This is a genomic window from Pantoea sp. GABEPS69, from assembly GCF_045780835.1.
GTDB lineage: Bacteria > Pseudomonadota > Gammaproteobacteria > Enterobacterales > Enterobacteriaceae > Pantoea > Pantoea septica.
This window is the reverse complement of record NZ_CP118618.1, coordinates 1,279,342-1,299,712: the sequence shown is the minus strand read 5'-3', so window position 1 is coordinate 1,299,712 and position 20,371 is coordinate 1,279,342. Positions and strand designations below refer to the sequence as shown.

18 protein-coding genes and 1 tRNA gene are annotated in these 20,371 nt (G+C 59.2%); 11 read left to right on the top strand and 8 right to left on the bottom strand.

All coding sequences use genetic code 11. From position 1 onward, the window contains the following. Positions 1–244: 244 nt before the first annotated feature. Complete coding sequence (locus PVE98_RS06210; protein WP_096073504.1) at positions 245–1,441, bottom strand: Bcr/CflA family multidrug efflux MFS transporter; 1,197 nt, start codon at positions 1,439–1,441, stop codon at positions 245–247. A gap of 10 nt (positions 1,442–1,451) precedes the next feature. Beyond that, positions 1,452–2,171 carry a 16S rRNA pseudouridine(516) synthase RsuA gene (rsuA, locus tag PVE98_RS06205; protein ID WP_096073505.1) on the bottom strand — a complete coding sequence of 240 codons (720 nt, stop codon included), beginning with the start codon at positions 2,169–2,171 and terminating at the stop codon, positions 1,452–1,454. Between the two features lie 163 nt (positions 2,172–2,334). Here rsuA and PVE98_RS06200 point away from each other — a divergent pair, with 163 nt between their 5' ends. Together PVE98_RS06200 and rplY are read left to right on the top strand one after the other, a co-directional pair. After that, the gene (locus PVE98_RS06200; protein WP_033750382.1) at positions 2,335–4,089 is read left to right on the top strand and encodes a DEAD/DEAH box helicase; all 1,755 of its coding nucleotides are present in this window, start codon (positions 2,335–2,337) and stop codon (positions 4,087–4,089) included. A gap of 130 nt (positions 4,090–4,219) precedes the next feature. Then, positions 4,220–4,504: a 50S ribosomal protein L25 gene (rplY, locus tag PVE98_RS06195; RefSeq protein ID WP_033750384.1), complete on the top strand. Its 285-nt coding sequence runs from the start codon at positions 4,220–4,222 to the stop codon at positions 4,502–4,504. A gap of 63 nt (positions 4,505–4,567) precedes the next feature. On the opposite strand, the gene yejK is transcribed toward rplY, so the two are convergent. Beyond that, entirely contained in the window at positions 4,568–5,572 is a 1,005-nt protein-coding gene (gene yejK / locus PVE98_RS06190; RefSeq protein WP_033791618.1) for a nucleoid-associated protein YejK, read from the bottom strand. 158 nt (positions 5,573–5,730) lie between these two features. Between yejK and PVE98_RS06185 the strand changes: the two genes are divergently transcribed. The 5 genes from PVE98_RS06185 (at position 5,731) to PVE98_RS06165 (ending at position 9,381) form a co-directional block, all read left to right on the top strand. Beyond that, entirely contained in the window at positions 5,731–5,958 is a 228-nt protein-coding gene (locus tag PVE98_RS06185; protein WP_096073506.1) for a YejL family protein, read from the top strand. Between the two features lie 21 nt (positions 5,959–5,979). After that, on the top strand, positions 5,980–7,734 hold the full coding sequence (yejM, locus tag PVE98_RS06180; RefSeq protein WP_033750389.1) for an LPS biosynthesis-modulating metalloenzyme YejM: 1,755 nt from the start codon (positions 5,980–5,982) through the stop codon (positions 7,732–7,734). Between the two features lie 71 nt (positions 7,735–7,805). After that, positions 7,806–7,882 (top strand) — tRNA-Pro (locus PVE98_RS06175). A 481-nt stretch (positions 7,883–8,363) separates the two neighbouring features. Beyond that, positions 8,364–8,567, top strand: coding sequence for a hypothetical protein (locus tag PVE98_RS06170; protein ID WP_033750392.1), 204 nt, complete (start codon positions 8,364–8,366; stop codon positions 8,565–8,567). A 61-nt stretch (positions 8,568–8,628) separates the two neighbouring features. After that, positions 8,629–9,381: a 4'-phosphopantetheinyl transferase gene (locus PVE98_RS06165; RefSeq protein WP_227741491.1), complete on the top strand. Its 753-nt coding sequence runs from the start codon at positions 8,629–8,631 to the stop codon at positions 9,379–9,381. Here PVE98_RS06165 and PVE98_RS06160 read toward each other — a convergent pair. The 3 genes from PVE98_RS06160 to apbE all read right to left on the bottom strand — a co-directional run bounded on the left by PVE98_RS06160 (position 9,378) and on the right by apbE (position 12,799). Continuing rightward, complete coding sequence (locus PVE98_RS06160; protein ID WP_096073508.1) at positions 9,378–11,048, bottom strand: multidrug ABC transporter permease/ATP-binding protein; 1,671 nt, start codon at positions 11,046–11,048, stop codon at positions 9,378–9,380. The genes PVE98_RS06165 and PVE98_RS06160 overlap by 4 nt on opposite strands. 84 nt (positions 11,049–11,132) lie before the next feature. After that, the gene (alkB, locus tag PVE98_RS06155; protein ID WP_096073509.1) at positions 11,133–11,774 is read right to left on the bottom strand and encodes a DNA oxidative demethylase AlkB; all 642 of its coding nucleotides are present in this window, start codon (positions 11,772–11,774) and stop codon (positions 11,133–11,135) included. A 17-nt stretch (positions 11,775–11,791) separates the two neighbouring features. After that, a complete protein-coding gene (gene apbE / locus PVE98_RS06150) occupies positions 11,792–12,799 on the bottom strand; it encodes an FAD:protein FMN transferase ApbE (protein WP_227741492.1) in 1,008 nt (335 codons plus the stop codon). Between the two features lie 400 nt (positions 12,800–13,199). On the opposite strand from apbE, the gene PVE98_RS06145 reads away from it, so the two are divergent. Then, the gene (locus tag PVE98_RS06145) at positions 13,200–13,349 is read left to right on the top strand and encodes a hypothetical protein (protein ID WP_187143656.1); all 150 of its coding nucleotides are present in this window, start codon (positions 13,200–13,202) and stop codon (positions 13,347–13,349) included. Here the strand turns inward: PVE98_RS06145 and PVE98_RS06140 are convergent, their stop codons facing one another. Further along, positions 13,350–13,805, bottom strand: coding sequence for a nuclear transport factor 2 family protein (locus tag PVE98_RS06140; protein ID WP_033750406.1), 456 nt, complete (start codon positions 13,803–13,805; stop codon positions 13,350–13,352). Between the two features lie 105 nt (positions 13,806–13,910). Here PVE98_RS06140 and PVE98_RS06135 point away from each other — a divergent pair, with 105 nt between their 5' ends. After that, positions 13,911–14,474, top strand: a complete 564-nt coding sequence (locus tag PVE98_RS06135; RefSeq protein ID WP_033750409.1) for a TetR/AcrR family transcriptional regulator — start codon at positions 13,911–13,913, stop codon at positions 14,472–14,474. Positions 14,475–14,499: 25 nt separating this feature from the next. On the opposite strand, the gene ompC is transcribed toward PVE98_RS06135, so the two are convergent. Beyond that, entirely contained in the window at positions 14,500–15,612 is a 1,113-nt protein-coding gene (gene ompC, locus PVE98_RS06130; RefSeq protein WP_033750412.1) for a porin OmpC, read from the bottom strand. A gap of 925 nt (positions 15,613–16,537) precedes the next feature. Between ompC and PVE98_RS06125 the strand changes: the two genes are divergently transcribed. Next, on the top strand, positions 16,538–17,692 hold the full coding sequence (locus tag PVE98_RS06125) for an MFS transporter (protein WP_096073511.1): 1,155 nt from the start codon (positions 16,538–16,540) through the stop codon (positions 17,690–17,692). Positions 17,693–17,715: 23 nt separating this feature from the next. Beyond that, entirely contained in the window at positions 17,716–20,370 is a 2,655-nt protein-coding gene (gene rcsD / locus PVE98_RS06120) for a phosphotransferase RcsD (protein ID WP_333620492.1), read from the top strand. The last annotated feature ends 1 nt before the right edge of the window (position 20,371 follow it).

Genomic DNA, 20,371 nt, shown 5'->3' with positions numbered 1-20,371 from the left:
TACAGGGAAACGAAGCGGAGAAAAGGGATTATTTTGCAGCGGCATCAACGCAGAGTGACAGGGTCCGATCGCAAAGTCCATGGCATCCATGCTCGCTCGGCCCGCGCAAATACGCACCTCATCTCTGTGGTGCGCCCGTTACCGGCCAACGCTGCGCTTTTGTCCATGGCGCGGGACGCTTTGCTCTTCGGGCCATGCCGCCCTGCTTTGCTGGCTTTGTCAGCTGTCTGAAAGAACGATCGGGTTAGTGTCTGATCGCGCGCGGGCGCGAGGCGTACAAAAAGAAAAGCATCGAGCATGTGGCGCACGCCGCGATGGTGCCCACCATCGGCCAGGCGCTGTTAAAGCTGGCCGTCGACAGCAGCGCGCCCACCAGCCCGCCGACGCCAAACCGCAGCGTGCCCGCCAGCGACGATGCGGTGCCCGCCATATGGGGAAATTCGTCGAGGATCACCGCCATGGCGTTGGAAGAGACCACCGACACACAGCCGATAAACATCGCGACGCCCAGCACCAGCGGAATGAAGCCCATATGCAGCGCGCTCACCGCCAGCAGCCAGATGCCCATCGCAAACTGGATTATCAGCCCGGCGCGGAACATCGCCAGCGGACCAAAGCGGCGCACCGCGCGGCTGTTGATCAGCGTCATCACGAACAGAAACACCACGTTCAGCGCGAAGTAGTAGCCGAAGTTCTGCGGCGAAACGTGATTGACCTCGATGTAGACGAAGGGACCGGCGTTGAGAAAGGTAAACAGTCCGGCAAACGAGAAGCCGCTCGCCAGCATATAGCTGAAGGCGCGCTTGTGGCGGAACAGCGTAATGAAATTGCCCAGCATGGTGCGCAGGTGAAAACGCTGGCGCTGCTCTGGCCTGAGCGTCTCGCGGATCTGCGTCATCACCATCACGGTGGTGATCAGCGCGGCGATCGACAACGTCCAGAAAATGGCGTGCCAGTTCCACGCCAGCAGCAGCCAGCCGCCGATGATCGGCGCCAGCAGCGGCGCGATGGTGGTGATCAGCATGACAAAGGACATCATGCGCGAGAAATCCTCTTTCGAGTAGCTGTCGCGCATCAGGGCGTTGATCACCACGCTGGCCGCCGCCGCGGAAAGACCGTGCAGAAAGCGCATCAGAATCAGCTGGTCGATGGTCTGCGCCAGCGCGCAGGCGGCCGCCGCGCAGGCGAAAATCAGCGTGCCGAGCACGATCACCGGCTTACGGCCGTAGCTGTCCGCCAGCGGGCCGTAGACCAGCTGGCCGATGGCGAACCCCAGGATATAGAGGTTAAGCGTCATCTGCACGCTGCCTGCCGACACGCCGAACTCGCGGGCGATCTGCGGCATCGCGGGCAGGTACATATCGATGGAAAGCGGCATCAGCATCGCCAGCAATCCCAGAATCACCACCAGTCCCGCAGCTGAGTTTTTATCCTTGCGCACGGCCGCTCCGCTATTTCTGTTTTAACTCGTCGGGCAGCCCGACGCTGTTAATTTCATCTTCCGTCAGCGGACGATATTCGCCCGGCTCAAGATCGTCATCCAGCACAATGCCGCCGATACGTTCGCGATGCAGCCCGACCACGCGGTTGCCGACCGCGGCAAACATGCGCTTCACCTGATGATAGCGCCCTTCGCTGAGGGTCAGCAGCACCTCGGTCGGCGTAATTTCTTCCATTTTCGCCGGCTGGGTCAGCGATTTTTCGCCGTGCAGCTGAATGCCCTCGGCAAACTGCTGCGCCACATCCGCGGCGACGGGATGCTCCAGCGTCACGCGGTAGGTTTTCTCGCAGTGGTGGCGCGGCGAGGTAATGCGGTGCGACCACTGTCCGTCGTCGGTCAGCAGCACCAGCCCGGTGGTGTCGATATCGAGGCGTCCCGCGGCGTGCAGCTTCCACGCGGTCGGCTCTTCAATAAAGTAGAGGATGGTCGGGTGATCGGGATCGTCGGTGGAGCAGACATAGCCCTGCGGCTTGTTCAGCATAAAGTAGCGCGGGCCCACCTGCAGCTGCAGCGGATTGCCGTCATATTCCACCTCATGCTCGGGCTGGACTTTAAAGGCGGTGTCGCGCACCACTTCGCCGTTAACGGTGACTTTTTGCGCCCGGATTTCACGGCCGGCGATAGCCCGGCTGACTTCCAGTTGCTGAGAGATGAATTTATCGAGTCGCATGAATTCGCTTTGCCTGTACTGCGGAGGGAAACTGAAACGGGGTTTTACCCGTTGAAAAAGTGCGGGAAGTATATCTTGAACCAGCGCTGCCGCACAGAGCCGTTCCTGCGTTTCATCCATTTTCATGGCATAATCTCGCTCAGTTTCGCAAAAGTGATCGGCCATGGCTTTTACTCTACGTCCCTATCAGCAAGACGCGGTTAACGCGACCCTCAACCATTTTCGTCGTCACGCCGAACCGGCGGTGATCGTGCTGCCCACCGGCGCAGGCAAAAGCCTGGTGATCGCCGAACTGGCGCGGCTGGCGCGCGGGCGCGTGCTGGTACTGGCGCATGTCAAAGAACTGGTAGAGCAGAACCACGGCAAATATCAGGCTTACGGGCTCGAAGCGGATATTTTCGCCGCCGGCCTGCAGCGCAAAGAGAGCCAGCGTAAGGTGGTATTCGGCAGCGTGCAGTCGGTGGCGCGCAATCTGGCGCAGTTCGACAGCGCCTTTTCGCTGGTGATCGTCGACGAGTGCCACCGCATCAGCGATGACGACAACAGCCAGTATCAGCAGATCTTCAGCCACCTGCGTCAGCATAACCCGCAACTGCGCCTGCTGGGACTGACCGCGACTCCGTTTCGACTCGGCAAAGGCTGGATCTATCATTTCCACTATCACGGCATGGTGCGCGGCGACGAAAAGGCGCTGTTCCGCGACTGTATCTACGAGCTGCCGCTGCGCTATATGATTAAGCACGGCTTTCTGGTGGAGCCTGAGCGGCTCGATATGCCGGTAGTGCAGTACGATTTCAGCCGCCTGACGGCGCAGGCTAATGGCCTGTTCAGCGAGGCGGATCTTAACCGCGAGCTGAAGCAGCAGCAGCGCGTTACGCCGCATATCATCAGCCAGATCGTGGAGTTCGCCGAGGATCGGCGCGGCGTGATGGTGTTTGCCTCGACGGTGGAGCACGCACGCGAGATCCTGTCGCTGCTGCCCGCCAACAGCGCGCTGATTTCGGCAGAGACGCCAGCGAAAGAGCGCGACGCCACCATCGCCGCCTTTAAGGCGCAGCAGCTGAAGTTTCTGGTCAACGTCGCGGTGCTGACTACCGGCTTCGATGCGCCGCACGTCGATCTGATCGCGATTTTGCGTCCCACCGAGTCAGTCAGCCTTTATCAGCAGATTGTCGGACGCGGGCTGCGCCTGTCGCCCGGCAAAACTGACTGCCTGATCCTCGACTACGCCGGTAACCCGCACGATCTGTTTACCCCGGAAGTGGGCGCGCCGAAAGGCGCCAGCGACAATGAGCCAGTGCAGGTGTTCTGTCCCGCCTGCGGCTTCGCCAACACCTTCTGGGGCAAAACCACGGCGGACGGCATGATTATCGAGCATTTCGGCCGCCGCTGTCAGGGGGTGCTGGAAGATGACGAAGGCCACCGCGAGCAGTGCGATTTTCGCTTTCGCTTTAAAAGCTGCCCCGACTGCGGCGCGGAAAACGATATCGCGGCGCGCCGCTGTCACCAGTGCGACAAAATCCTGGTCGATCCCGACGATATGCTGAAGGCGGCGCTAAAGCTCAAGGATGCGCTGGTGCTGCGCTGCGGCGGCATGACGCTGACGCACGGCCGCGACGACAAGGGCGAGTGGCTGAAGGCGACCTATTTCGACGAGGACGGCACCAGCGTCGACGAGCGCTTCCGCCTGCGCACGCCCGCGCAGCGCAAGGCGTTCGAGCAGCTCTTTATGCGGCCGCATCAGCGCGCGCCGGGCGTGCCGCTCGGCTGGCAGACCGCCGCCGACGTGGTGGCGCTGCAGCCGCTGCTGCGCCATCCCGATTTCGTGGTGGCGCGCGCGAAAGGACAGTTCTGGCAGGTGCGCGAGAAAGTTTTCGACTATCAGGGCCGCTTCCGCCGCGCCAATGAGCTGCGCTAAGCGGCAGAATCATTTGCCCGCCCCGCCCATTACCGCTATACTGCCGCCCGCTTTTGCATTCGCAATCGCCTTTGAACAACCTGCCTGCTGCTGGGTCGCCTGTAGCAGGAATTATTGAAGAGACATAACCATGTTGACCATCAACGCAGAAGTACGTAAAGAGCAGGGTAAGGGTGCGAGCCGCCGCCTGCGCACAGCGAACAAATTCCCGGCCATCATCTATGGTGGCAGCGAAGCCGCTGTTTCTATCGAACTGGATCACGACTCTGTGATGAACCTGCAGACCAAACCAGGCTTCTACACCGACGTGCTGACTCTGGTTGTCGACGGTAAAGAAACCAACGTTAAAGTGCAGGCCGTTCAGCGTCACCCGTTCAAGCCAAAACTGCACCACATCGACTTCGTACGCGCGTAATCGCCTGCGAATCGACATAAAAAACGCCGCTTATGCGGCGTTTTTTTTTGGCTGGCTGAAGGCCTACTTGCCGCTGGTGCGGCGCTGCAGCTGATCGCGCAGGTTCGGCGGCGTGCCTTTGATCGTCAAGGTATCGGTAGCCGGATCCCAGAAAACGCGCTCGCCCAGCAGCCCGGCGTCAAAATTGAGCGTCAGACCGCCGCCGCTGCCGGCGAATTTGGTCAGCTGGCGCAGCGTGCTGCGATCCGCCGGAAAATGCTCTTCCAGCTCGTAGCCCTGCTCCTGGGTAAAGGCCTGAAAGGATTTTTCGCCGAGCGGCGGCAACTCCTTCGACAGATCCTCCAGCGCAATCTCCTCGCCCGCCTGCAGCTGTTCGTTGCAGTAGCTGTAAACCTGCTGGCGATAGTTCTGCCGCTCGCTTTTATCCAGCTCCGACTCCGCGCAGTAGTCGTCCACCGCCTGCAGCAGACCGCGGTTCTGCGCTTTGGTATCCAGACCGACGCTGGCGCCGAGGAAATCCATAAAGAAATCGGCGACCTTGCGCCCTACCCGTCCGCGCAGGAAGGTCAGATAGCGGGTGGATTCCGGCGTCAGCTCCCATTCGGTCAGATCGATGCGCGCCACAATGTCGGCATGGTTAATGTCGAGATAGTGCGTACTGCTGATGTCGAGCTGCTCGTTGACGCGCATGCTGCGCTGGCTGTTGAGCACCGCTATCAGCAAATACTCTACCGCCAGATAGCGATAGTGCACAAACAGCACTACTCCGCCTTCGGCGAAAGGATATTTAGCCAGCTCGTCGCGCAGGCGACCGGTCGCCGCGCGGCTGAACGCCAGGAAGTCGTCATTGCCTTTGCGGCAGTTGCGCAGCGCCTCCGCCAGTTCGCTCTCTTCGTTAAACAGGCCGTAGGCTTTGTTTTTCGCGCTGTAGACGCGGTGCAGCTCTTCTACCATCGCTTCCACGGTGGCGTTAGCGGGCAGCAGCGTATCGCGCAGTACCAGCTCAAGCTGATTTTCGTCGCGCTTGATCAGCTGATGCAGGGCAATCTGGTCGATATCCAGACTCATGGTAGACTCTCCTTTTAGTTCAGGCGCGTATTCAAACACCGCCCGCATCGGCTTTCAACTCCATGCTTTAGCCGATCGATGCGCTTTCGATAAAATTGCGGTAAAAACCCTGTCGTTACGGTACTATACCGCCTTTTGAAACGAGATTAGTCGACGATATGCCACAATCATCCCGTTACAGCGACGAACGCGTGGAAAAACTCCTCGCGCAACTGGCCCAGGTGCTGCAGAAAGACAAAGCGCCGACCGACCTTTCCCTGATGGTGCTGGGGAATATGGTGACCAACGTGATCAACAGCGACGTTGCGCCGGCGCAGCGCCGTTCGCTGGCACGTTCTTTCGCGGAAGCCCTGCAGGCCTCCGTACGCGACGACAACGCCCATTAATCGCTGATTTGATCGCATAATATGGTAACCAACCGGCAGCGCTACCGCGAAAAAGTCTCCCAGATGATCAGCTGGGGGCACTGGTTTGCTCTGTTTAATATTTTATTCGCGTTGATATTAGGCAGCCGCTATCTGGTGGTCGCCGACTGGCCCGCGTCGCTCGCGGGGCGCATTTACGCCTTCAGCAGCTGGATCGGCCACTTCAGCTTTATTGTGTTCGCCGTCTATCTGCTGGCGATATTCCCGCTCACCTTCGTGGTGATGTCGCAGCGGCTGCTGCGCGTCCTGTCGGCGATTATCGCCACCGTCGGGCTGACGCTGATTATGGTCGACAGCGCGGTGTTCAACCGCTTCCATCTTCACCTTAATCCGGTGGTGTGGGAGCTGGTGATCAACCCCGACCAGAGCGAGATGGCGCGCGACTGGCAGCTGATGTTTATCAGCGTGCCGCTGATTTTCCTCGTGGAGATGCTGTTCGCCACCTGGAGCTGGCAGAAGCTGCGCAGCCTGAACCGGCGCTCGTTCGGCAAGCCGCTGGCGGCGCTGTTTATCACCGCCTTTTTCGCCAGCCATCTGCTCTATATCTGGGCCGACGCCAACTTCTATCGTCCGATCACCATGCAGCGCGCCAATTTGCCGCTCTCTTATCCAATGACCGCACGACGCTTTCTGGAGCGCCACGGTCTGCTGGATGCGCAGGCTTACCAGCAGCGCCTGATTCAGCAGGGCGATCCGGAAGCGGTGTCGGTGCAGTATCCGCTCAGCGATATCGCCTTCCGCGACGGCGGCACGCGCAATAACCTGCTGGTGATCACCGTGAAGTCGCTTAACGCCGGCGATATGGCGAAAGCGCTGCCGCAGCTTAATCAGTTCGCTGGCGATAACCTGCGCTTTACCCAGCACTTCAGCGCGGGCGACCTGCCGGAAAAAGGACTGTTTGGCCTGTTCTACGGTATTTCCGCCAGCTATATGGACGGGGTGCTGTCGGCGCGGATGCCGTCGGCCCTGCTCGGCGCATTAAGTTCGCAGGGCTATCAGTTCGGGCTTTTCTCCTCCGAAGGCTTCAACCAGCCGCTCTATCGCCAGGCGCTGCTGACGGACTATAGTCTGCCCGCTACTGACAGCCAGCCTAACGGCAGCACCGTCACCCAGTGGCAGAACTGGCTGAACGGACAGAAAGGCGACGGCAATCCGTGGTTTTCCTGGCTGGCGCTGGACGGCGTCGATCTGAACGGCGCCCCGGCGAAAACGCGTCAGCGTAGCTACCTGCGTCAGGCTGCCGCCATCGATGAGCAAATTCATACGGTACTCGCCACGCTGGAGCAGCGCGATCTGCTGAAAAATACCGTGGTGGTGATCACCGCGCAGCAGGGTATTGCGCTGGACGGCAATCTTGATAGCGTGGGCAACCGTGCGAACCTGCAGGTTCCGCTGGTGATCCACTGGCCGGACACCCCTGCGCAGACCATCGATCGCCTTACCGATCATCAGGATGTGATGGCGACGCTGATGCAGCGCCTGCTGCACGTGCGCACCAACCCGGTGAACTATTCGCAAGGTGAAGATCTCTTCGCCGCACAGCGCCGACATGACTGGGTCGCCAGCAGCGAAGATAATCGTCTGGTGGTGACGACGCCGCAGGTGACGCTGGTGCTCAACAATAACGGCAGCTATCGCGCTTACGATGCCAGGGGCAACGCCCTGAAAGATCATAAGCCGCAGCTGGCGTTATTGCTGCAGGTGCTGACGGAAGAGAAGCGTTTTATCGCTAACTGATTATTTATGAGGCAGTTAGACGGCTGCTGCTTGCATTCCGCCAGAGAAACAGTAGACTAAGCCCCACTGTTCGGCACGTAGCGCAGCCTGGTAGCGCACTGTCATGGGGTGTCAGGGGTCGGAGGTTCAAATCCTCTCGTGCCGACCAAAATTCCCAACTAAAGCAGCCTGTTAAGGCTGCTTTTTTTATGCCTGCCGTTAGCCTTTTCTCTCTTGCGCCCAGACCCATACGCTCCGCCTCCTGCGGCTTCCGCATTCTGCGTGCAGAAACATGGTCTATACTGAGTTCTGTGTGGGTAACGAAGAGGAGAGTTTATGCATTATATTGAAAAAGACGATCCAAACAACGCGCCCGAGTCAGGCGACAAACGTCCTGAACCGGATCAAAAGCAGTAACCCACAAAGGCCGCCTCGGGCGGCCTTTTTACTGACTATAGCCACGCGGGATGTATCAGATATTTACCCACCAGATTAAATATCGCTTATCTCTTCAGCCGCTTACTCTGTGCAATCTACCCTGATCTTCTTCACAAAAATCGCAGGCCGCCGCGCTTTTTAACCTTAGTGAAACAAAACTGTCATAAAAATTCCTTAATCTTAATCCCTCTGAATTTCGGATGGATATCACTATGGTTATCAAAGCGAAGAGCCTGCAGGATGCGGAAGAACTGCTTCATTCAGGCGTCAGCAAAGTGGAACTGGCTTACAATATCGGCAGCGACGATTTTTTTCGCCTGGCCTCGCGCTGGTGCGATCGCGGTGCGCGCATCACTAAAGGTCACCATCACTTCGTGGTTTCCGTAAAGGGCTTTGCCATCCCGCCTAACGACTAAGCGGTTGCCCCGACCATGGCGGGCTGCTTTAATGCCCTTTTGCGCGCCGCCGTGGAACCTTATGTATCCTCACATTATTTCTCTGCCGCCTCCCGAAGGCGGCTTTATTCGCTGCGCGCATCTGCGCCATGACGATGTGCTGCTGGCGCAGGCGCGCTTCGACCTGACGTTCTATGACGACAGCTTCAGCGCGCGCTGGAATCTGCCCCTTCCATCTGCTTTGCGGCATGCGGTAAAAAAGCGCCGCGCCGAGTACCTGGCCAGCCGCTGGCTGGCGCGCGAGGTGACAGGCCGGATTGGCATCCCCGACTTTCTGCTGCAAAACCATAGCGACCGGTCGCCCATCTGGCCGCCCGGCGTGCAGGCGTCGCTGTCGCACACCGACGGCGCGGCGGCGCTGGCCGTGACCCGGCAGCCGCTCTGCATCGGCGTCGATATTGAAAGCGTGATGAGCCCGCGCACTGCAGAGGAAACCGCCGCGCTGCTGATGAGCGACCAGGAAGAGGTACGGCTGCGCGCGCTGCCGCTGCCGTTTTCACAGGCCGCAACCCTGCTGTTTTCGCTGAAAGAGAGTTTGTATAAAGCGCTGTGGCCGCAGCTGCATCAGCCGATGGATTTTCCTCAGGCCAGTCTGCTGGAAGCGGATATCGCCGCAGGCAAAGCGGTGCTCGTGCTGAACCACAGCTTTAGCGCGGCGTTTGCCGCCGGTATGCGGCTGGAGGCGGAATTTCAGCTGGAGGCGGATCGGGTGCTGACGCTGCTGACCTGTCCTGCGGCAGGTAATAAAAAACCAGCGTCGTCCCCTTTCCGCTAAGCCTTTTCTTCCTGCTGATAAGTGAGGTTGGTACGCTGCACCGCGTCCAGCGTCGCCATGTCGCGCTCGCGTCCGGTCAGCTCGCTGAGTTTGCCTTCGCGCATCTCCAGCAGACGGTCAGCATGCATAAAATAGTGGTCGTCATGGCTGATGGCGAACACGGTTTTGCCCGACGCCTGCAGCCAGGGCAGCAGTTCGCGATAGAAGACGCGGCGGAAATGGGGATCCTGATCCGCCGCCCACTCGTCCAGCAGCAACACGTCGCGCTCTTCCGCCGCCGCCAGCAGCAGCGCGACCCGCTTGCTCTGCCCTTTCGACAGCTGCAGGTTGAGTATTTTGTTGCCTTCGATTTTCAGCTTATCCTGCATCTTCAGGCGCTCAAGCCAGGCCTGCACCAGCTTAGGATTCGCGGGCGCGCCTTCGCGCCCGATTAGCCGATCGAACAGGTGCACATCGGTAAACACGGCGGAAAAGTGCTTGCGCCAGCGATCCAGCTCTTGCGCGCCGATCGGCTCGCCGTCCAGCAGCAGCGTGCCGCTGTGCGGCTGGTAGAGGCCGGTCAGCAGCATCGCCAGCGTCGACTTGCCGCTGCCGTTGCCGCCAATCAAAAACACCAGCTCACCGCGCCGTAGCGTCAGGTTGATGGGGCCGACCTCGAAACCGTTTTTTCCGTAGTGGAAGCAGACGTCGCGCAGCTCAAGCGTGTGCCACTCCGCCAGCGGCGGCAGCGTATGGAAGCCCTCCTGATGGGGCGCAAGATCGAAGGCGTTAAGCTTGCGAAACGCCACCTGGGCGCTGAGCAGCGTCGGCAGCGCGCCGACTGCCGACAGCAGCGGCGTGCGCAGGAACAGCAGCGTCAGCGAGAAGGTTGCCGCCACCGCGGTGTTCGCCCATCCCAGGCTGTTGGCCATAAAAAACACCATGCCGATAGCGCCGAGCGTCATGATATTCGACCAGTTCACCGCGCTAAGGTGGTAGGTGTCGGCGCGCACGATATGGTGGCGGTAGGCTTTCGCATCTTCCTGATAAACGGTTTCGTAGATCAGCTGGGCGCGCTCGCGGTTCAGGTGCAGCTCTTTGCGCCCTTCCGTCACCGTCTGGAAATCGCGATAGAGATCATCTTCTACCTCGCGCAGTTTCGCCATATGGCGATAAACGCGCGACACCAGCAGCCAGCCGCCCACCAGCGTGACCGCCATCCACAGGCTGGAGACCATCAGCATTTTAGGCGAGAGCCAGGCGAGATAAATTGCCGATCCCAGCGTGATGATAATGCCCTGAATCAGCTCCGGCAGGCGGACGAAGGCGATGGTGATGGCGCGAATATCGCTGGTCAGCCCGGCCAGCAGCTGCGCGTTGCCGATCTGCTCCAGCCGCTCGACGCGGGTATCCAGAATACGTTTGATAAATTCGCCGCGCAGCCGCCAGACAAACTGGTGCCCCAGCAGCGTCAGCGCCAGCTGGGCGGCGAGCGTCACCGCCATCAGCAGCACTAGCTGCAGCAAAAAGCCAGGCAGAACGGAGAAGGAAGTATTGATGGCCGAGATCATTTCGCTGTTGATATAGGCGATCATGGCGATGCCGAGCACGGCGCTGAGCAGCGTCAGCAGGATCACGCCGATAAAAGGCCAGCGAAACTGGCGGAAAACAACCTTGAGCAACGCCATAACAAAGTCCAGCAGTCAGGAAAGCAGCCAGCAGTTTAAAGCGATGCGTAATGATAGCAATAGTTATTCGCAATCGCGCCGCGCTCAGAAGGCGCGGCGGAAGGTCAGGTTGTAGCGGAACGCGCCGGCCAGCGGATGATCGCCGGGCTTAAGCGGCAAAATGCCGTGGTAGCGCAGGCGCGAGGGTCCGCCCCATACCACCACGTCGCCATGCTCCAGCAGCACGCGCTGGGTGGCGTCGCCGCGCGCGAAGCCGCCGAACTGAAACACCGCCGGCAGCCCCAGCGACACCGACACGATCGGCTGACGCAGATCGCGCTCATCTTTATCCTGATGCAGCGTCAGCTTTGCGCCAGGCTCGTAGCGGTTGATCAGGCAGGCGTCGGGAGCGAACTGCGGAAATCCCGCCTCGCGCGCGCAGTCGAGCGCGAGCTGGCGGAACAGCGGCGGCATCGGCGGCCACTTGCGGCCATTTTCCGCGTCCTGCTCGGTGTACTGATAGCCGCGCGAGTCGCTCGACCAGCCGAAGTCGCCGCAGTTGGTCATCGCCACCGACATGCGGTGGCCGCCCGGCGTGATGCGATGGTGGAACGGATTCTGCTGCGCCACCGCCAGCAGCGCCTCTATCAGCGCCGGCGCGTCGTCGCGCGCACGGCGTCGCAAAATGGTCGCGCCGTCCGCCAGCGGCTCCTGCCACGGCGCGTCTTCACTAAACAGATCAAGCATCATTCCCCCTTGCGCTGTTATTCGCCGTCGATCAAAAAGGCTTCGAACTGCGGCGACATCCAGCTGACGAATTTATCGCCCTCTTTACTGATAAGGTAGACCGCCAGCTGCTGCTGCAGCGCCAGCGCCTTCGCCTTCTCACTGCCCAGCACCATCAGGCCAGTATCCCAGCCGTCAGCTTCCAGCGCCGTGGTGGCGATCACCGTGGCGGAAACCAGCTTGTGCTCAATGGGGCGGCCGGTCGCCGGATCGATGACGTGTGAAATACGTTTGCCATCCAGTTCATAATAGTTGCGATAGCTGCCGGATGTGCTGATGCCGTGCCCCTGCAAGTCAACCCGCGCCTGCACGGCGTTTACGCTGTCGGTGGGTTTCTGGATCGCCACGCGCCAGTGCTGGCCCTGCGCGTTCTCTCCACGGCTCAATACCGCGCCGCCGACCGAAACCAGATAGTTGTTGATCCCTTCGCGCTCCATCAGGCGCGCCAGGTGATCGGTAGCGTAGCCTTCGCCCATAGTAGAGAGATCGACATAGAGTCCCGGCAGATCTTTCTGCAGCCACTGTCCTTCCACCGTCTCGATAACGCGCAGGTGCTGTAGCCCGGTTTGCCCTTTCGCGGCGGCGATCTCCGCCTCCGTCGGGCTGTGCGCAGGCTGTTTCGCCGGGCCGAAGCCCCAGAGATTCACCAGCGGCCCCACGGTGATATCCATCGCGCCGCCGGTTTTCGCGCCGATACGCAATGCCTCGGTGACGATATCCGCCATATCGGCGCTGACCGGCTGCGGCGCGTCGCCCTGATAGCGGTTGAAGCGCGACAGCACGGAATCGGGTTTCCAGGTCGACAGAGTATGGTCATCCGCATCAAGCTGCTGCTGGATCGCCTGCTGCAGTTTCGCTTTGCGCGCGACGTCGACGCCCGCCAGCGACACGCGCCATACCGTGCCCATGGTTTTGCCTTCCAGCACCATCGCCTGCGACGGCGTTTTGCTGTCGCAGGCGCTCAGGGCGCAAACTGCCGCTGTCATTAGCAGAATATTCCAGTATCGCATTCTTCCCTCATCTGTAACGCTATATTCCAGCCTGAAACAAAGCATAAGCCGTTAGTAAAGTAGTCAAAAGCGGCTTGTAAACCCGCACTGCCTGACCCACTCTCTGGCAGGGAACCGGCTGATAACAGGAGGCCCCAATGATCTATCTGATTCTCGCGTTCGCAGGCGGACTATTTATTTTCAGTATTGTTAAGCTGCTGCAACAGCGGCGTCAAAAGCGCCTTGACTGGGGCGCGGCGCGCCAGCGTTGAGCAGGTGTGCACCAAAATGCTGCGGCAGTGTAGCAAAGCGGGCGGGAAATCCGTGGCTGTGAGAGCGATCGAGCTGGCATGAATAGTGCACTGTTTAGACCGGGTTTAATTCCGGGAGGTGCAGCATGCGTAAATCGTCATCAACGCTCGGTCAGTGGCAGCAGTGGCTGAGTTTTTCCGCGTTCACCCTGGCGGGAGTAGGATTTGAGGGCAGCGCCCCGCCGCAGCCAAAAACGCCGCCTGCGGCCAGCCGCAGGCGGACGCTGCAGTCGTAGTTACATCCCCAGTTCGCTCAGACCCGGATGCTCGTCCGGGCGTCTGCCGAGCGGCCAGTGAAAACGTCGTTCGCTGGCCGCTATCGGCAGGTCGTTGATGCAGGCGAAACGTTCAGTCATCAGGCCGTCAGCGCCGAAGCGCCAGTTCTCATTGCCGTAGCTGCGAAACCAGTTGCCGCTGTCGTCATGCCATTCATAGGCAAAGCGCACCGCCAGCCGGTCATCGTGCCACGCCCATAGCTCTTTGATCAGCCGGTAATCCAGCTCTCGGATCCATTTGCGGCTGAGAAACGCCACCACCGCGTCACGCCCCTGCACGCTTTCGCTGCGGTTGCGCCAGCGCGTCTCCAGGCTATAAACCTGCGACACCCGCTGCGGATCGCGGCTGTTCCAGGCATCTTCCGCCATACGTACTTTTTCGATTGCGCTCTGTTCATTAAAGGGAGGAAGCAGCATTGTCGTCTCCTGCGGCTAAAGTCAGTAGGTAGACAGGTTTGTCTACTTGCTTTACTCTGCTGCATGTAGACAATTCTGTCTACTAAAAAAATGGGAGGACTGATTATGCTCGCTCCGCTTGTTTTCGATCCCGCCGCCGCCGCCCGCGACCGCATCCTGACTGCGGCGCAGCGGCTCTTCTACCAGCAGGGCATTCGCGCCACCGGCGTCGATCGCGTGATCGCAGAGGCGGGCGTGACCAAGGTGACCTTCTACCGCCACTTCCCGGCGAAAAACCAGCTGATCGCAGCGGCGCTGGAGCAGCGGCATCAGCGCTGGATGCAGGGATTCCAGCAGGCGCTGGCGCAGACGCCCTCTCTGCAGGACGCCCTGCCCGCCGCGCTAAAAAGCTGGTTTAGCGAAGCGGATTTCCGCGGCTGCGCCTTTATCAACGCCAGCGCGGAGCTGGGCGAGAGCCTGCCTGAAATCAGCGCGCTGATCCGGCAACATAAGCAAGAGATGGCAGACGCCATCGCCCGCAGGCTGGCGCAAAGTGAACGCGGCAAAATCGGACAGATTATGTTGCTGGCGGAAGGCGCCATTGTGCGGACGCAGCGGGGAGAAGAGCCGGAAGCGGTAACCGAGGATTTAGCCGCCGCGCTGGCGGCGATTCTGCAAACGGGAGCGTAGCCCGCAGGCTACGCTCCTGGCCGGTTTAGAACTGATAAACCAGACCCAGCGCCACGGTATCGTCGGTGTTGATGCCGGCCGCGTCGGTGAAGTCATTGTCGTCCATCAGGTTGATCTGGTAATCAACGTAGGTGGACATGTTTTTGTTGAAGTAGTAGGTCGCGCCCACATCAACATATTTTTTCAGATTCTGTTTGCCCCAGTTCTGAATGTCGGTGCCACGTGAGGTCACGAACGCCAGGGAGGGACGCAGGCCGAAGTCGAACTGATACTGCGCCACCAGCTCCCAGTTATCCGCTTTATCAGCGAAACCGTGGATGTCGTCGTCAGTAGAGCCGAAGCGGCTAGCGTTATAGGAACGGCTGTACATCGCCGCCAGGTAGATATTGTTGGCGTCATACTTCAGACCGCCAGTGTAGACTTCCGCTTTGTCGCCGCGACCCAGAATGGCCGGATCGCCGCCGTTCTGATTGTTGGTACGGTCAGACGAGAACATCGCCGCGCCGATACCCAGGCCAGAGCCGAGATCGTAGGTAGTGCTCAGGCCCCAGCCGTCGCCGTTCTCGCCCAGCACGTCGCGGCCGGTGGTTTCACGGCTCGGATTGTCGTTTTTACCCTGATACTGAACGGCGAAGTTCCAGCCGTCTACCAGGCCAAAGAAGTTAGAGTTGCGGTAGGTCGCCATGCCGTTGCCGCGCTGGAACATAAAGTTATCCGCGCCGTAGGTGTCGCCGCCGAACTCCGGCAGGACGTCGGTCCATGCGCCGATGTCGTATGCTACGCCGTAATTGCGGCCGTAGTCGAACGAGCCCGCATCGCCGAATTTGATACCGGCGAAGCCAACGCGCGTGTAGCTGTTAGCGGTGCCTTCGTCTTCCGACGTGTTCAGCGCCGCCTGATATTCCCACTGGCCGTAACCGGTCAGCTGGTCGGAAATCTGGGTTTCGCCTTTGAAGCCGAAGCGCAGGTAAGACTGATCGCCGTCATTACCGTCGTTGTCTGAGAAATAGTGCAGACCGTCGACTTTACCGAACAGGTCTAATTTGTTGCCGTCTTTGTTGTAGATTTCCGCTGCGCTTGCAGAACCCGCTGCGACCAGCAGCGCAGGGATCATCAGGGAGAGAACGCGACGTTTCATTTTATTGCCCTCTGTTATATGCCTTATTTTTGCCACTGCGAGCTGAACGCTTAAAAATTCAGCCGGCACGCCATTGTTATTTTATAAAGAGCAATAAGCCATCACGAAAATGCTACGAAATTTCCAAAACTGTTTCATAATGCGAAACAGTTATTTCCATATGTAAATTTTGCGGAACTAATAACCAGCACGTATCGATAAAAATTATCGCACAAAATATCAAACCGTTTTTTATACTTTTACTTTCATGCTGTTACATACGGTGTTATATGAGCACTGAATGATAAAACATATACGTCATCTGAGAATACAATAGATCCCGCTATCATCATTTATTTCATTATTACCTTCATTCACCCCGAATGAGATGTTTACCCTAATTTCCCGCCGGACCTGTATGTCCGGCATTTTTTTGCCCAGAATTTGTCCCTTCTAATCTACCCGAAAGTAAACTTAATTAACGACGCTAAAATAACGTTGCCGACGACCGGCATTTATTGCTAATAATCGCACGTCTGGCTAATTAACCTTCTGAATATTTCCCATGTTAATTTATCACCGTAATAAAGCGCCTCTTTTCACAGGCTACCCGTCTTATTTAGACGCACTGCCGCGCGCCGGAAAATATCGCCACAAAGCGTTCAGAATATCATCGCCTTACTGATAGCGCCGAGTCAGTGGCTGGCGACGTCATCCCTGGCCAGACGGATTAAAAACGTAACCTGCGAGGGTGAAAAGTGACGCTCAAGTCATCAGCTTTTTCGGAAAGGTGCCAGGAAAGTTCTGGAAAAGTTCAGAGACGGGGTAAAAGTCGTTAAAATGCCGACTTTCACGCCGCTTTATCGCTACTCTGCCCTTCCCGGCAGCGCATGCGGCTGCGGCTTTGATGCTACACTTCGTCGCTTTAATACTCACGAATATCACTATGACCGCAATGGACGCCGCCCCAGCCAGGAAACTTCACAGCCGAGTCAGTCTGGGAACACGCCTCGTTTTTCTTATCGCCGGTCTCGGCATGTCCTCCTGGGCGCCGCTGGTGCCCTTCGCCAGCGAGCGGCTGGCGCTGAACGGCGCGTCGCTGGGCGCGCTGCTGCTCTGTCTCGGCATCGGTTCGCTGGCGGCGATGCCGGTGACAGGCGCGCTGGTAGGCCGTTTCGGCTGCCGCCGGGTCATGTTCGGTTCGACGCTGGTGATTCTGGCGATGCTGCCGCTGCTGGCGACGGTGGAGGTCATGTGGATGATGGCCGCGGCGCTGATAGTTTTCGGCGCCGGGCTGGGCATGCTGGACGTGGCGATGAACGTGCAGGCGGTCGAGGTGGAAAAAGCGGCCGGCAAGCCGATGATGTCCGGCTTCCATGGCTTCTTTAGCCTCGGCGGCATTCTGGGCGCGGGCGCGATCAGCCTGCTGTTGGGCGCCGGTCTGTCGCCGCTGGCGTCGGTGGCGCTGGTGCTGCTTCTGATGGCGCTGCTGCTGGCGGCCAGCCTGCCGACGCTGATGCGCGAGCGCCTGCATCAGCCCGATCAGCCGTGGCTGGTGGTGCCGCGCGGCTTCGTCGCCTTTCTCGGCCTGCTCTGCTTTATTCTGTTTCTCGCCGAAGGCGCCGTGCTTGACTGGGGCGCGCTGCTGCTGCTGCAGCGTCCCGCCATGTCCACCGCGCACGCCGGACTCGGCTATGCGGTCTTCTCGGTGGCAATGACCATCGGCCGCCTGACCGGCGACCGCATTATTCACCGCTTCGGCCGTTTTCCCGTGATGCTGACGGGCGCGCTGACCGCATCGGCCGGCCTGGCGCTGGCGGTTTTTCTGCCCTGGCCGCAGATGGCGCTGCTCGCTTTCCTGCTAGTGGGCTTCGGTTTATCCAATACGGTGCCGATGTTATTCAATGCTGTCGGGAATCAACAGGATATGCCCTCGAATCTGGGGATTTCCGCCATGACAACGCTGGGATATGCGGGTATTCTCTCAGGTCCGGCCTTAATCGGATTTATTTCTCAATGGCTGAGCCTCAGCGGTGCCTTTCTGCTCATCGCGCTGCTGCTGCTGGCTGTGGCCGCCAGTGCCCGACTGGTTGCGCGATGATTTCAGGTGCCTGACACGCTATGTTGCCCTTTAAGTTTCCACTGACATCCGGCAATGTCACCCGCTTTTTTGTGGTTTTCAATCTGGTGCTGCTGCTGGCGCTGGGCTTTATGGTCCACAACTCGGTCAACGCCTGGCTGACCGAGAAACGCTATGCCATGGCCGATCTGGCGCGCGCGACGCAAAAGCGCATCGACGCCTATCGCTTCGCCACCTGGCAAATTTACGAGAATCTCGCCACCAGCGCGGCGGGAAGCTCGCCCAATAGCAGCCTGCAGGAGACGCGGCTGCGTCCGGACGTCTACTATCTGGAAAAAACCCGCCGCAAAACCGAAGCGCTGATCTTCGGCTCGCACGACAGCAGCACGCTCGATATGACCATGCGCATGTCGAGCTACCTCGATACGCTGTGGGGCGCGGAAAATCCGTCCTGGTCGATGTATTTCCTTAACGGTCAGGATAACAGCCTGATCATGATCTCTACGCTGCCGTTGAAGGATATGGCGACGCGCTATAAAGAGAGCGCCATCAGTTCGCTGGTGGATGGCCGTCGCGCCGAGATGCTGCAGCAGGCCAACGCGCTGGACGAGCGCGAAAGCTTCTCGCCGCTGCGCCACTTCTCGTTTCAGAACGACCACTACTTTACCCTGCGCACCACCTTTAACCAGCCGGGCCATCTGGCAACGGTGGTCGCCTTCGACCTGCCGATCAACGATCTGACGCCGCAGAACATGCCGATCGAAAACTTCCAGCTGCGTCAGGACACCGCGCTGCCCGCCGCTAGCGGTCAGGAAGAGAGCGAGAGCACGCAGATTGCCCTTGTGAATCCCGATCTGGAGATTGCCGCTACCCTGCCGAGCACGTCGCTGCAGCTGGTCTATCGGGTACCGCTCACCAGCCTGATGATGGATACGCTGCATAATCTGCTGTGGCCGCTGCTGGTGAACCTGCTGCTGTTTCTGCTCTCTTTCGCCGGCATGACGCTGCTGCGCCAGCAGTCGCTGCGCCCGAGCGAAAACCAGAGCGCGGAGCTCGATTCGCTGCGCGTGCTCAATGAAGAGATCGTCGCCAGCCTGCCGGTCGGTCTGCTGGTGTATGACTTCGCCAGCAACCGCACCATCCTCAGCAATAAGATTGCAGAACATCTTTTGCCGCATCTGAATCTGCAAAAAATCATTAATATGTCCGACCAGCATCAGGGCGTGCTGCAGGCGACCATCAACAACGAAGTGTATGAGATCCGCCACGCGCGCAGCGTGCTGTCGCCGCATACCCAGCTGTTTTTGATGCGCGATCAGGATCGCGAGCTGCTGGTGAATAAAAAGCTGCAGAAGGCGCAGCAGGTGCTGGATCGCAACCATCAGATGCGCCAGCAGCTGCTGCAAAATCTGGGTCACGCCCTTAACCGCCCGCTGGAAAACGTGGTGGCGCAGCTGGTGCAGCTGAGCCAGCGCGACGAAGATGAAACCGTGCTCGATCTGCTGGACGAGAGTCAGGGTCTGGCGCGGCTAGTGGACGACATCGTTTTGCTTAACCGCCTGGAGGCGCATGACTGGTCGCCAGACGCCAGCGTTTTCAGCCTGCAGGAGTTGCTCGACGAGGTCGCGCTGGAAAGCCTGCCGCTGATGCGCCGCAAGGGCCTGTCGCTGGTGGTGAATAACCTGCAGCCTAATGATGAACAGCGCTTCGGCGACCGCCGCGCGCTGCGTAAAGTGCTCGCCACGCTAATGCACTATGCGCTGACCACCACGCGCTGGGGCAAGATCTCGCTGACGGTGAGCGCCGACGAAACGCATCCGGAACGTCTGCTGATTCAGCTGGTGGATACCGGCGCAGGACTGACCGTCGACGAGCTGGCGAACGCCGACTTCCCCTTCCTCGGCGAAACCAGTCAGGATCGCTACGGTCAGGCGTCCGGCATGGCCTTTTTCCTCTGCAAGCAGCTGTGCAAACAGATGGGCGGCAGTCTGGAAATTACCGCCAAACCGGATATCGGCACGCGCTACAGCATTCAGCTTCCGCTGGCGGTAGAGCCGCGGCCGGAAGAGGAAGAGGAGAAGCTGCTTGACGGCGTGACCGCGCTTATCGAGATCGAGGTGGAGGATGTCTACAAAATCGTCTGCCGCCATCTGGAGAACTGGGGCGCGCGCTGCCTGTCGCCCGAAGAGCGGCTGTCAGGCCAGGAACATGACGTGCTGGTGACCGACGATCCCAACAAGCTGAGCGGCTGGGCGCTGCTGCTGGCGGAGGATGAGCTGGGTCACCACGCGCTAAACGATCGGCAATACCGGGTCAACTTCAATCTCAGCAATGCGCTGCAGGATGCGCTGCTGGCCTTGATTGAACAACAGCTGGCCCATGATTCCATGGATGAGAGTACAGAAGACGAGGAATTAACCCCGCTGCTCAGCGGCGGCTACTTCCAGCTGTTTACCGAGACAGTACCGCCTGATGTAAAGAGACTGTATACTGAGTCGGCGGAAAAGGACTACGCCATGCTTGCTCAGACAGCGCATCGCCTGAAAGGCGTGTTTGCCATGCTTAACCTGACGCCAGGCAAACAGCTTTGTGAAGAGTTAGAACTGCACATCAAAGCATGTGACGATTCAAACATTACAAATACCACCAGTGACATTGACGCTTACGTCAATGAACTGCTGCAGCAAGGTAACCAATAAG